12 protein-coding genes and 2 pseudogenes are annotated in these 12,375 nt (G+C 64.3%); 6 read left to right on the top strand and 8 right to left on the bottom strand.

The window, feature by feature from the left end:
* Nucleotides 1–103: 103 nt before the first annotated feature.
* Nucleotides 104–415 (top strand): annotated as a pseudogene (locus ACWEVR_RS27590) (transposase); the annotation flags it as partial.
* A gap of 202 nt (nt 416–617) precedes the next feature.
* Here the strand turns inward: ACWEVR_RS27590 and ACWEVR_RS27585 are convergent.
* Nucleotides 618–1,832 carry a DUF6670 family protein gene (locus ACWEVR_RS27585; protein WP_452469285.1) on the bottom strand — a complete coding sequence of 405 codons (1,215 nt, stop codon included), beginning with the start codon at nt 1,830–1,832 and terminating at the stop codon, nt 618–620.
* A 390-nt stretch (nt 1,833–2,222) separates the two neighbouring features.
* On the opposite strand from ACWEVR_RS27585, the gene ACWEVR_RS27580 reads away from it, so the two are divergent.
* Nucleotides 2,223–2,690: an IS3 family transposase gene (locus tag ACWEVR_RS27580; RefSeq protein WP_452469284.1), complete on the top strand. Its 468-nt coding sequence runs from the start codon at nt 2,223–2,225 to the stop codon at nt 2,688–2,690.
* A 248-nt stretch (nt 2,691–2,938) separates the two neighbouring features.
* Here the strand turns inward: ACWEVR_RS27580 and ACWEVR_RS27575 are convergent, their stop codons facing one another.
* Nucleotides 2,939–3,148, bottom strand: a complete 210-nt coding sequence (locus ACWEVR_RS27575) for a hypothetical protein (protein WP_452469283.1) — start codon at nt 3,146–3,148, stop codon at nt 2,939–2,941.
* A 13-nt stretch (nt 3,149–3,161) separates the two neighbouring features.
* Between ACWEVR_RS27575 and ACWEVR_RS27570 the strand changes: the two genes are divergently transcribed.
* Together ACWEVR_RS27570 and ACWEVR_RS27565 are read left to right on the top strand one after the other, a co-directional pair.
* Nucleotides 3,162–3,674, top strand: a complete 513-nt coding sequence (locus ACWEVR_RS27570) for a transposase (protein ID WP_452469282.1) — start codon at nt 3,162–3,164, stop codon at nt 3,672–3,674.
* 771 nt (nt 3,675–4,445) lie between these two features.
* Nucleotides 4,446–4,973 (top strand): acyl-CoA thioesterase, encoded by a 528-nt coding sequence (locus ACWEVR_RS27565; RefSeq protein ID WP_452469281.1) that lies wholly within the window; start codon nt 4,446–4,448, stop codon nt 4,971–4,973.
* A gap of 7 nt (nt 4,974–4,980) precedes the next feature.
* Here the strand turns inward: ACWEVR_RS27565 and ACWEVR_RS27560 are convergent, their stop codons facing one another.
* From ACWEVR_RS27560 to ACWEVR_RS27535, 6 genes are read right to left on the bottom strand one after another with little or no spacing between them, the layout of a single operon-like run.
* The gene (locus ACWEVR_RS27560; RefSeq protein WP_452469280.1) at nt 4,981–6,171 is read right to left on the bottom strand and encodes a PucR family transcriptional regulator; all 1,191 of its coding nucleotides are present in this window, start codon (nt 6,169–6,171) and stop codon (nt 4,981–4,983) included.
* 4 nt (nt 6,172–6,175) lie between these two features.
* Entirely contained in the window at nt 6,176–7,078 is a 903-nt protein-coding gene (locus ACWEVR_RS27555) for an SDR family NAD(P)-dependent oxidoreductase (protein ID WP_452469279.1), read from the bottom strand.
* Nucleotides 7,079–7,080: 2 nt separating this feature from the next.
* Entirely contained in the window at nt 7,081–8,223 is a 1,143-nt protein-coding gene (locus ACWEVR_RS27550; RefSeq protein ID WP_452469278.1) for an SMP-30/gluconolactonase/LRE family protein, read from the bottom strand.
* An 8-nt stretch (nt 8,224–8,231) separates the two neighbouring features.
* Nucleotides 8,232–8,858 carry an alpha/beta fold hydrolase gene (locus tag ACWEVR_RS27545; protein ID WP_452469277.1) on the bottom strand — a complete coding sequence of 209 codons (627 nt, stop codon included), beginning with the start codon at nt 8,856–8,858 and terminating at the stop codon, nt 8,232–8,234.
* Nucleotides 8,855–9,718: an SDR family NAD(P)-dependent oxidoreductase gene (locus ACWEVR_RS27540; RefSeq protein WP_452469276.1), complete on the bottom strand. Its 864-nt coding sequence runs from the start codon at nt 9,716–9,718 to the stop codon at nt 8,855–8,857. Before ACWEVR_RS27540 ends, ACWEVR_RS27545 begins: the two co-directional genes overlap by 4 nt.
* The gene (locus tag ACWEVR_RS27535) at nt 9,715–11,235 is read right to left on the bottom strand and encodes a flavin-containing monooxygenase (RefSeq protein WP_452469275.1); all 1,521 of its coding nucleotides are present in this window, start codon (nt 11,233–11,235) and stop codon (nt 9,715–9,717) included. The genes ACWEVR_RS27540 and ACWEVR_RS27535 overlap by 4 nt, the downstream gene beginning before the upstream one ends.
* Nucleotides 11,236–11,383: 148 nt before the next feature.
* Between ACWEVR_RS27535 and ACWEVR_RS27530 the strand changes: the two genes are divergently transcribed.
* Together ACWEVR_RS27530 and ACWEVR_RS27525 are read left to right on the top strand one after the other, a co-directional pair.
* Nucleotides 11,384–11,920, top strand: coding sequence for a bile acid:sodium symporter family protein (locus ACWEVR_RS27530; RefSeq protein WP_452469291.1), 537 nt, complete (start codon nt 11,384–11,386; stop codon nt 11,918–11,920).
* 37 nt (nt 11,921–11,957) lie between these two features.
* Nucleotides 11,958–12,177, top strand: a pseudogene (locus ACWEVR_RS27525) (MBL fold metallo-hydrolase); the annotation flags it as partial.
* Nucleotides 12,178–12,375 lie beyond the last annotated feature (198 nt).

Genomic DNA, 12,375 nt, shown 5'->3' with positions numbered 1-12,375 from the left:
TCGGACTGGCGCCGCCGACGCCAACACCAAGCACGGTTATCCCACTACCGGCGACGAGGGTACTTGCTGACCTAAGTGCCGTTGCAGTACTAAGCGGCACTCCGCGGAGGACATCGTGCGGAAGCTGCGCCGTGCCGACGAGCTCGCCGCAGCCGGTCAGATCGGCGACCAGATTGCCACTGAACTCGGGGTTTCGGCAGCGACTTTGTATAACTGGCACCGCCAGTACGGCGGCATCGATACCGACGCGGCGAAAGAGCTCAAAGAGCTACGGGAACAGAGCCCCCGGCTCAAGCGGCTGCTGACCGACGCGGAGCTGGAGAAGGACTGGTTCTGGTCGCGAACCTCGGCACCACCTTGGTCGCGAATCCCAGCACCGCTCGATTTGGTGTTCGTGAATCTCGACAGCATCTAGGTCGGACGACCGGTATCGAACCGCATCGCCGACGTCCCCTGTCCGCCACCCTTCAGGGGACGGCCTCGCGGCGAGGCGTCGGACTGCCTACTGCCGCAATCCGACGAGTGAACATGTTTCAAATCGGCGATGTGGTACCAGCGTTGGTGACTCCGTCAAACGCCCTGTAATGCCGAGTTGAGTGCGTTGGTTCGGGACCCGGTCAGGAACGAGTATCGGCGGACTTTTCGAGGAAGTCGGGTGCGGACCGATTCGCGAGTTCGTTGTCGATGTATTCCATGTAGCCGCGCGAGTCGAACTCTCGGCCTTGGAAACTGCCTCGGCAGCGGTATCCGAGGATGTAGCCGCGCCCGACACCGAAGCGCGGAGGTGAATCGACGGTGCCGTGTACAAGCAGATCCGTACCGGCGGTCCAGGTGAATCGGACCGGCAGTCGCATCTCGTTGCCGTATGGGTCGGTGGTGGTTTCGGCGGCGTATTCGGTGACCTCGAAGCGCACACCGGTGTGCGTCACCCACGTCGATTGCCCAACCGTGCGGTGATACGCCGCGGTCAGCAGAGGCTTGCCGGTTACATGGACATCGGCCAAGAGCAGGTGAGAGCGTTCGTCGATGCCGATCACCTGGTAGGTGAAGAAGTCCACAGGCGCTTTCGCCGCGGCGTCGAGCGGGCGATCGAGCAGTCCGTGCAGTCCTACGCACGCTGCGTATTCGAAGGTGCCGACCCCCGACACTTCGGTGCGTTCCCCGTCGACAGCGACCCATCCGTCGTACTCGACACACAAGCTGAGATGGTCGTAGGCAGCAGGTAACCGCGCGAACCACGCGACCTGCCCTGTCGCATGCAGGCGTAGGTCGGCGGTAAGCGCCCCGCGTTGAACCTGGACCCGGAACTCGGGGTAAACACCCTCGATGACAACGTCGCCGTCGCCGAAATCGAGCAGCGATCCGTCCGCCTGCAGGCGACATTGCTCGGTCATTGAGTACGCCCGATAGAACCCCGCGCCGGGGGCGGCCGTCGACACGGACACGGTGACGGTGTCGCGGGGGCTGGTGGTGACCCCGTGATCGTTGTCCAGCGCGGTCGCGCCCGGCAGTCCTGCGATGACCATGGTGCTGAAATACCGATGTGGCTCAGGCAGGTCCGGAATCATCACTCCGTAATGTGTCCACCCGTACCGGTGTCCACCGACATGGGGCTTCAGCATGCCCGGTCGCGTGAACGGTTGTCCTGTCGCCCGGATTGCGAGCCCGGAGAACCGGGGAAGCACACGGAGGATCGCCGGCGTCACGGTGCGCCAGGCGCGGTTCGGTCCCATACCTGGGAAGGTACACGCTGAAAGCAATGTGTGTAACCATATGTAACGCCTAATGCGGGAAGGCCGTGCTGTCGCCACCACAAGCCGAGCCACATCCATTCGGCTGCCAACATCCTCACATGTCGCCTATCGGTCACACGGGGAACGCGGACTCCTGACCAAGCAAAGAGAGAACACGTTCCAGTTCTGCCGTCGAGGTCCCCAAGCAGCATCGCGACGATTCGTCATCACCACCGCTGACGACCCCAGCCACGGGGAGGCCAGTTGGGTACCGCCGTACTGCAACCAGGCTGGTGCAGTGGTGTCGAAATTCGCGACCAGTCACGAACAAGACGCTGTCGAAATCCGCGACCAAGCGGTGTCTGAATTCGCGATCAAAGCCAAAGGACACGCTGCGGGAAATCGCCAAGGGAAAATGGTGAGCCCAGCGGCCAAGCGGCGCGCCGCCCACGTGCTCCAACGCGTGTAGGGCATGTCGGAACGGTTCGCGTGCAGGGTAGTTGGGCTCCACCGATCAACTATCGGCGGCTGCAGGCCGCGCAGACACCGGACGATCCCGATGCAGGTTTACGAGCGTGGCTGCGTTCCTACGTGTCCAGCAACCCGTGTCATTGGTTCCGGCGGGCGTGGGCGGCGTTACGGTTCGACGAGGGCAGCGTCGTGAACAAGAAGCGAGTCCACAGGCTCTGGCGCGAGGAAGGGCTTCAGGTCCGGGCGTATTCACCTCGGAAACGCGCTGGACAGGCCTCAACACCGACGATTGCGGCCGATGCGCCGAAGGTGGTGTGGACGTTGGACTTCCTGCAACATCAACTGAATCCGATCGAGCCACCCCCGGACTCCATTTCGGGGTGGTCCCGACATCGGGGACCGGCCACTCATCAAGTTGCTGCGGCTGCGCTTTCAGTAGTGTCCGTCCGCTGTCGTCGAGAGCGCCGCTGCGGCCGTCGATACTGACGGCCATCGGTGCTTGCTCCGGGATCATCCGCTTGGGTTCGCTTGTTCGGGTCATGCGCCGATTCGTTGCTGACCAAGTCTGAGGCCAAGCGGCGATACGTTCATGCCGGTTGAGTCCGGAAGCGGCAGTCCGAATCAGGGGCTACATCTGGTTGCCACTCACCTGCGGTGAGGATCCGCTCGTGGAGGAGCTCGCGACGTGCTGCTGGTGTCGACATGCTTACAGTCATCATGGTCCTCGGTTGGTCTCAGTTCCTGGAATCTCGCTCGATGAGGCGCATCGCCGTTTCGTAGACGAGGGAGAGGTGTAGCTGGAACAGTTCGACGAGGTCGACGTCGTCGCCGCCGATCTCGTGGGCGATGAACAGCCCGTCGGCCGCGGCGATGGCGTAGGTAGTCAGAAGCTCGACCGACTGTGGCCGCATTCCAGGCGCGAACTGCCGGACGGTCTCGGCCATACGATCGTGTGCGATGCGCCTGACTTCGAGGAATTTCACCCTGGCCTGGGCTTCGACGCGGCGCAGGCTGCGGGACTGGCAAGCCGCAGGAGTGTTCGAGGCGATGCACCAAGCGGTCCTCGACCGCAGCAACACTGCCGGGTTGATCGATTGCGACCGGGTCATGATCGACGGCTCGCACGTGCGGGCCAAAAGGGGGCGCCGCGACCGGACCCAGCCCGGCAAGCCGCGCCAAAACCGGCTCCAAACACCGCCTGTGACCTGCGGCAACGGGTTCCCGCTCGTCGTGGAGCTGTCCGCGGCCAATGTCAACGACCACCGGTTGCTGCGTGCGGTGCTCGATGGCCTCCGGCCACTACGCGGCCGTCCTGGGCCACCGCGACGCCGGATCAAGACCCTCCTCGGCGACAATGGCTACGACTACCCCAGCGTGTACGCCGAGCTGCGGCAACGCGGGATCACCGGCTACATCCCGCGCCGCGGAACCCGGGACAAGGTCACCGCCGGTCGCTGGATCGTGGAATAGACCATCGCCCTGCTCCACCAGTACCGGCGCCTGGCCGTCCGGTGGGAACGCCGCGTCGACATCCATTACGGATTCCTGAATCTCGCCGCGGCACTGATCTGTTGGCGACGACTCAGCAACCGAACCCGATAGGAGCTCTTACCAAAAGAACCGAGCCGACCAAGACCTAGGTGTCCTGACCTGAGGTTTGGAACGCGGCTGGCTGTGGGTACCGCCGAGTACTGTGTGACGCGGTGGTGATGGATTGGTCATCGAGGGCGTTGCGTAGGTAGCTGCAGCCGACAGAGCTGGCACCATTGCGGCGCAACACCTTCTCGGGGTGTGCGGGTGTGGTTGCGGGCGCCGACACTGCGGCCCGAGGACGCGGTGTCCGCCGCAGTCGGGGATGTTGCCAAGTCTCTTGATATCGCAGTGGACCAGGTCGCCGGGGACGTCGGATTGTAGCGGCGGGCTGGTGCGGCAGTGGCGCGGTGAGCCATCAAAGCCGGGCCATCCAGCGCCGGACGCGCTGAGAAGCAACGACCTGAAGGATCGATGCCCGGAGCTTCGCCCGGCCACGTGACCAGTAAGTTCCGTGCCCAGCGCGTGCTGTTTTGGTGGGAAGTTCACCATCCCAGAAGAACGCTGCCGGGCGACTACCCGTCGCACCGGCAACGCCGGTCCTGCTTGTGCGCGGGGCACAGGCGACGCTGCGGTTCGGGTGTCATCTGCACCGTCCGACGGTGCCCCTCGTGGGGCAGCATTGATACCGCGAACGACGAAAGGTACGCGATGATCCTGGGTTCTCTGCGGCTCCTGCGGGTGCTGATCGCCGGCCGACGTCGGTCCAGTGTCGGAGCCTACGAACCGATCGCGACGTCGTTCAAGGTTCGCGTCGGTGATCTCGATGTCCTGCGTCACATGACCAACGGCCGGTACCTGTCGATTCTCGATGCCGCACGGATGGACCTCTATGTGCGTTCAGGTATTTGGGACAGGTTCTCGCGGAACCGGTGCTATCCGGTAGTGGTGGCTCAGTCGATGGTGTACCGGAAGTCTCTGCGGTGGGGGCAACAGTTCACTGTGACCACGCGTCTGATCGGGTTCGACACCCACAATGGGTATTTTGAGCAGGAATTCCGGGTCGGCGATGAGACGTACGGACGCGCGCGGGTCACCTGCCGGTATCTGAAGCGAACGGGCGGTTCGCTCACCCACACCGCACTCTCGGAGTGCCTGCACGGGCTCATCGATGATCGGCCTCTGCCCGTCTGGGTCGGGCCGTGGTTAGACAGTGTGGATGCGCGGCGGGTGCCCTGACGGGTTTCTACTGCTGGCGTTCGGGGCCGAGCCGCAGCAGCAGCCACCACGCGGTGACCAGTCCCGACGTTGTGGCGAGGTCGAGTCCGGTGAGTTCGGAAAACCGATTGATCCGTTGTCGCACCGTGTTTCGGTGCAGGTGTAGGGCACGAGCGGTCTCCTCGATGCGCAAATCGTGTGTCAGGTACCCGCGCACTGTCGAGGTGATCTCGGCACCGACCACCCCCGCCTGCCGCAGCGGAGCGAGATGATGCTGGTGCAGACGACGCGCTGCGGTCTCGGCGGCGGTGAGCAGTGACAGGGGCCCCAGCGTCACCAGATCCACACGGCCCCGCTGGTGGACGGCGTTGGCGATGGTGATCGCCAACATCGCCTCGCCGTGCGATTCGGTGGCGCGGTGCAGCGGCAACGCTGGTCCGACACCCACTGCGTGCGGAGCCGAGAAGGAACCGGGATCGCGAGCCATGAGCGCGATGAAGTAGTTGTCGACGATGGCATCGACAACCGGTCGGCGCGCTGTCGCACCGAGAGTTCGGACACGGGTCACCATCTCGCGCGCCATCATCGAGTCCTCGCGGTCGGCACACAACACATGATAGGAGTGGTTGGGGTCGAGCTTGTACTCGTCGAGCTGCACGCGCAGTTGGTCCCAGGCCCGTCGTCCGAGCACGATATCGGCGACGAGAGCGCTGCGGTCGGCGGCGAAGTGCAGGGCGTGCGCCACGGCACGTTCCTGCTGCACAGCATGGACGAGTGCCGCGTGGTGGGTCGCCCACTCCCACGCCATCTCGTGAAAGTCTTGTAGTGCCTCGGCCGGAATCCCGAGTGCGTCGGAGCGTTGTCGTACGGCCTCGAGCAACCGGCGAGCGCCCAGGTGCAGACTGTGCGCGACCAGCTCCAACGGGATCTGCTGATCGGCCAAGTCGCGAATGAGGTCGGCGAACTCGCCGTCGCTGGTTCGCGTGGATCCGGCCTCACGCAGTTGCTGCATGGCCAGGGCCAAGACAGTGCGGGTATTGCGCTGCACCGACTCCGGCGGTACCTGGTCATAGGTGGGGATCGAATCGCGGTACAGGTCGGTGAGCTCTGCCGCCAGCATGTCCAGCTCGGGCGCGAGCTCGACCATCGCGCGATCGATATGCGCGCGCAAAGCGTTGTCGAGGGGTGCCGGTCGCCCCTGCGCGGAATCAGATGGCATTTCTCTATGGTGACCGACGCGTGGTATCGGAGGTCAGGCGCTCTCTGATGCGGTACAGCTGTTGCGTCTTTTCTCCCGTCATCTGATCCTGTTGGAATTTCTGCCGGATGATCGGAGCGACCGACCGACTGCGCATCGTGAACAGCCGCGTGGGTAGCAGAGGTCGAAGGACCACCAGCAGCCTGCCAGCGCGCGGGTAGACCAGGCGTGTGGATCGTCTTTCGATCGCGTGCACGATCGCCGGCACGAGTCCCTCGAGCGGAACGACGGAGCCGAACGGTCCCGGTAGCGCATCCAGTAGAGCGCGGACGGCCGATTGCTGCGCGATTTTGGTCGACACCAATGCCGTGTCGATCCAGCCGGGATGAAACGTACCCACGCGAGCACCGGTACCGGCCAACTCGATCCGCAGCGCGTTGCCCATCGCCTCGAGGCCTGCCTTGGACGATGCGTACGCCGTATGCCCAGGTTGATGAGCGAACGAGGCCCACGAACAGGTCAGCCCAACGTACCCGCCGACGGCGACGACCGCCGGAAGCGCGGCGGCCACGATGTTGCGCGCACCGGTCAGGTTGATGTCGATCACCCTGGCCCACTCGGCATACTCCACCAGATCGAGGGGGCCGAACGACGACACGCCCGCGTTCGACCATACGACGTCCAGACGCCCATGTGTCGCGATCACCGCCTCGACCACCTCCTGGCATCGGGCGGGGTCGGTGACATCGAGCATCATGCCCGTGGCGTGGGGTCCGATCTCAGCGGCGACACGGGCCACCGCCTCTTCCTCGATGTCGGTCACGATGACCCGAGCACCCGCCGCGGCGAGTTGGGTGGCTGTCGCGGCACCGATCCCGCCACAGCCGCCAGTGATGAGGATGACCCGGTCGGCCAGTGTCGCTGTCATGATTAGGCTCCTGGAGATGGCGTGTAGTTGGGTCGGTCGATGACGCCCAAGGCAGTCTCGGTGATGCTGCCCAGCACCAGGTGCGGCCCGACCGGGCAGGCGCTGGTCACCATCGCGAAATCGGCGACACCGGTCTGCAGGTCGTGGACCACCCTGCCGTCGCAGTCGAGCCCGACCACCCAGACCGTGCGATGAACAGGACGCAACGCGTCGGGTCCGGCCCATGCGGCTTTGCGGATGATTCCCGGTAGCGGCAGCACCGCGTCCAGGAGTCGATTGCGTGGCGATGCCAGCGCCAGCCAGGTGATATCGCCGTCATCGTGCATGTTGTCGGGATAACCGGGCAGATTCCCGGCCAACTGTGTCTTCTCGCCTGCTCGAGTACCGGTCAGATGCACCCGGGTCACCGCGAACGTTCCGGTCTCAACGACGTCGACGTAGGACTCGTCGGCGGCAACACGGATGCCGTTGGCGAAGTGCAGCGCTTCGGCGATGACCTCCACCGCGCCGTTGGGCGTGATCCGCATCAGCGATCCGGTCCCGGAGTGCTCCATCAAATCCGCGAGGTGGTGGGCGAAATCGAATCGTTGTGTGGAGCAGGAGAAGTAGACGACGCCCGAGGGCATGCGCACCACATTGGAGACAAAGTTCAACTGCGTCCCCGCCGCGCGGTCGGCCAGTACGCTGATGGTGCCGGTGGGCACGTTCACCTGCAGCAATCCCCGCTCGCTGTCACAGACGAGCAGGGTGTCCGCGTCCGCCCACGTCATTCCCGGCGGACGTCCTCCCGTGTCGGCAATGGTCTCGATCCGGTCAGCGGTCAGCGCGTGCCGGTCCGCAGCGAGGGTGATCCGCAGCAGTCGTCCGTCCTGCATTCCGGTGACAATTCGACCGCAGGAGTCGGCGACGACGTGCTCGGGTCCGCGGCCGGGCAGTTCGATGCGTTGCACGGTCCCCGCGGTCTCCAGAGACTGCCGGGCTCGCTTCGGCGCCGGGGGCGGTGTCCACCGTTGTGGCGAGATAGGCGGGCGAACGCTGGGCGCGGTGGGCAGCACAGGGTCAACGCCACCACCGACCAGCACGTTCAGCACCGCCGCGGGAAGTTCCCATTGCGGTGTGTGCCCGACACCATCAATTCGTGTCACCGCGCCCATCACAGACTCCAGCTGCGCCAACGAATCAGGATCGACGCGCTGATCTGTGGAGCCGTAGACCAGCTCTCGGCCGATTCTGTCGTCCAGCTTTCGCAGCCTGTCCGGCAGTGGGTCAGCGTCGAGGTAGGCGGTGAGGGCCGCGTCCGCGGATCGGAACCCGTACAGGCCGGTGGCCCGTAGGTCGTCGACGAAAAGTCCGGGACCGTGAAGCCCGGTGCCACCGCACTGCTCAGACCCCGTCGCAAGCTGGCTCTGGTGGCCAGCGACCACATGAGGGCGCCCACCACCGGGGTGCGTAGTCCCCGCTCACGCAGTTGATTCGCCGTCCGGCGAGCCTTGAGCGAGGGTGGTGGATTGATCAGGACGAGACGTTCGATCAGCATCGGAAATTGCTCGGCCAGCGAGGTCGCCACCAAACCGCCCAGGGAATGGCCGACTACGACGAACGAGGTGGTCTCGGTTCGGCCTGCGAGCCAATGGTGGACCTGCAGCGCCTGGTCGGCGACTGTCGAGCGGCAGGCCAACGACGGTGCGTGGACGCGGCCGTGGTGTTGCAAGGTCGGAAGGACCCGACGCCACGCTGCCGGGGAACCACCGAGGCCGTGCAGTAGAACGAATTCGGTCATCGCCCTGTTACCTTGTTTCGGCCCAGTTCTGCCTCCATGGCCGGGACGGTCAGCGCCACACGCGGTCGCAGTATCCGGTCCCACAGCGCACCGGTGAAGACTCCACGAAAGGTGTCCACCACCCGCAGCGCCGGCGGAACATAGATCTTGCGTTGGCGGCGCTGCATGCCAGCCACGATCAGTCGCGCACATCGGTCGACGTCGGTAACGACGTTGAACGGCCACGGCAGTTGGGCGATGCCCTCGCGAATCGAGGCCACGCGCGCCTGCGCGTCATACATCGGTGTCCGCACCCACGCGGGGTGCACTACCCCCACCGCGACCCCTTTGTGGGCAACCTCGAGCCGCAAGGCGCCGGCGAAAGCCTCGACACCGGATTTCGACGCGGCGTAACAGGATCCACCCGGCACGTTTTTCAAAGCAGCGGCCGAGGACATGACCAGCACGTACCCTTTTCGTTCGGTCACGTACGGCAACGCCGCGTGCACAGTGCGTACCGTGCCGGTCAGATTGATATCGAGTGTGCGGACCAGGTCGGCTATCGCCGACGTGGCGACGGTCCCGGCTTCGCCGATTCCGGCGTTGGCGAGGACAACGTCGATACCACCGAGCCGGTCGGCGATCTCGCCCATGGCGGCGCTCAACGATTCGGAATCGCGAACGTCCGCGGTCACGGCGAGGTGACGCGCATCCGTGCAAGGCAGCGATTCCACGGTCTTGTGTGCCTGTTCACCGTCACAGTCGATCACCGTGACCGCGGCACCCTGATCGGCCAGGATCGCAGCGACAGCTGCACCGATGCCTGATCCGCCCCCGGTGATCGCCACGACCTTGCCGTTCCACAGCTGATTGATACTCATTCCGATACTCCGATCGGTTTCGCTGACACGAAGTCGGTGTGGTCTGCACGAGCACTCACGACGTGGTCAGCCGGCTTGAAGCGACGGCAGAGCCGTCGGAACGTGGCGGTGCTGGCCGGCCAAATATTGCTGTTGCGTCCGGTCGCGTCGAGGTACCAACTCGTGCAGCTACCCGTGGTCCAGACGGTGCCGGCGCTGAGCTGATCGACATGGGCGGCGAAACGGCGCTGTGCGTCGGGGGTCGGTGCGATCACTCCGCCGCCCCGCATGGCGTGGCGCATAGCACGCGCGACGTACTCCAGCTGCGACTCGAACATCATGATGACCGAGCTGTGCCCGAGGCCGATATTGGGGCCGTGCATCAGGTACAGATTCGGGAAACCCGCAACCATCGTGCCGAGATAGGCGGTCGGACTCTGCTCCCACCGCTCGGCCAGAGTTTGCCCGGCTTCCCCGATCGTTCGATCGGTCAACGGCAGTTGCGCTGTCGCGAAACCTGTTCCGAATACGAGGACATCAACCGGGTGCCGTACCCCGTTCGCGTCGACGATGCCGTCGGCGGTGACGTGATCGATCCCGGAGGTCTCGACCTCGACATTGGGCTGCGCAACCGCGGGGTAGTACTCGTCGGACAGCAGAACACGCTTGCATCCCATCTGGTATCCCGGGGTCAGTTTCGCGCGCAGCGCAGGATCGGCGATCTGTGAGTCGAGGTGGGCGCGAGCCTCTTTCTCACCGATCTTCATCAGCCGCGGATGACGGAATGCGACGAGCTTGAACTCGCGTCGGATCCAGATACTGAGCCGCATGAGGCTTTTCGCGAGCCCACTGCGCTCCATGACGGTTCGCTGCGCAGCAGAGAGTGGTCCGTCGTGGCGGGGCATCACCCACGGCGCTGACCGCTGGAACACGGTCAGTTTCCCCACGACCGGTTGAATCGCGGGGACGAACTGGATCGCCGAGGCACCGGTTCCCACGACAGCGACACGCTTGCCGGTCAGATCGAGGTCGTGATCCCACCGCGAAGAGTGGAACCTCGCTCCACGGAAGTCGTCGATGCCGGGCAGCGCCGGAATCACCGGGTCCGACAGCGCCCCCGTGGCGAGCACGACATGGTCAGCGGTCGCGGTGCCCGCACTGGTCGTGATGAGCCAACGTCCTGACGCTGCGTGCCAGCGTAGTGAGCGAACTTCGCAATTTCGTCTGACCGCATCGTCTAGTCCGTAGTCGGCGAGTGTGCGGTGCAGATACGCCCGGATCTCCTCCTGGCGCGCGAAATGGTGCCGCCATTGATCGCCCCTCGTGAATGAAAACGAGTAGAGAAGGCTCTGCACATCGCAGGCCGCACCGGGATAGGTGTTGTCGCGCCACACCCCACCGATCTCCTCGGCCCGCTCGTACAGCACAACGCTCCCGCCGTGCAGATCCCGTAGCCGGATCGCGGCACCGATACCCGCGAACCCCGAACCCACGATGGCAAGCGCATGATGTGGCACAGAATTCGGCGGCACGATCATCTCCCGTTCGCTGCATCACAGTCACCAGCTGACCGTGCTCGCGTCCACTCTGGACTTTCGCACCCCGACCAGCCAGGGGCCCGCACACCGCAGATTCGACAAACTGGTGTGCAGATGCACTCCTCCGCCCGGCCCGTGGACCGGCACTATCGAGACGACAAACTCGAACACCGGACTGCCTGTCGCACTGGCAATCATCATGTTCAGCCTGGGCATGACACTGACCACGAGCGACTTTCGCCGGATCGCACACACGCCACGGGCGGTGCTGATCGCGTTGATCCTGCAGGCCCTGGTGCTGCCAGCCGTGGCATTCGGCCTCGTGAAAATCTTCGATCTCGACCCGCTGCTCGCCATCGGGGTGATGTTGCTGGCAGCGTCTCCCGGAGGAACGACAGCCAACCTCTACAGCCACCTCTTCCGTGGCGACGTCGCCCTCAACGTCACACTCACAGCGATCAATTCGGTGCTCGCCGCAGTCGCTGTCCCGATCATCACCAACCTCGCTATCGCCCATTTCGGCGCCGACGGTCAGGTCGGGCCGCAATGGAGCAAAGGGGTGCAAGTCGTCACCGTCATCTTGATACCAGTCGGAGTCGGAATGATGGTGCGCCGGTACTCTTCTGGCTTCGCAGCCGCTCGAACGCAAACCATGGATTTGGTTTGCATACGCCCACCACAGTAGAGATATAGTGGACATATGCAAACCAAATCCGAAGAGGCCCGAAGCGCAAGCTCTTATTTCCGGAGACATACTTTTCTCTGGAGGGCAGGGTGCAACCGGCCGCTCGTTCTCTGACTTTCCGACCATCATCGATTCGGCCCGATACCGCCTTGCTCGCCTTGCCCGAGGTAACCACTGTGCATACCGGCCACGGTGCTGACACCGCGATACGGGCCGAAGCGCCACAGCTAGCAATGTGGATTCAACTCGGCTTCTGATACCGACGTGTTCAACATTGCTCGAAGACCTCATATCTGCTCGGCGATTGCGTCGCTGTATAGCAGACGAAATCGGCAGCGCCGCCGAGTATTACGTGAGACGATGCCGACTGGTTGGCCCTCCGATTCGGATAATGTCTGCGGGGCCCAACGCGGACCGATCTCTTCTGGTCCGCAAACGCGTAGAACATCGGGTCG

It is taken from the genome of Nocardia sp. NPDC003979 (genome assembly GCF_053605015.1).
Note: the sequence above shows the minus strand (reverse complement) of the source record. Positions and strands in the feature narration are given on the sequence as shown.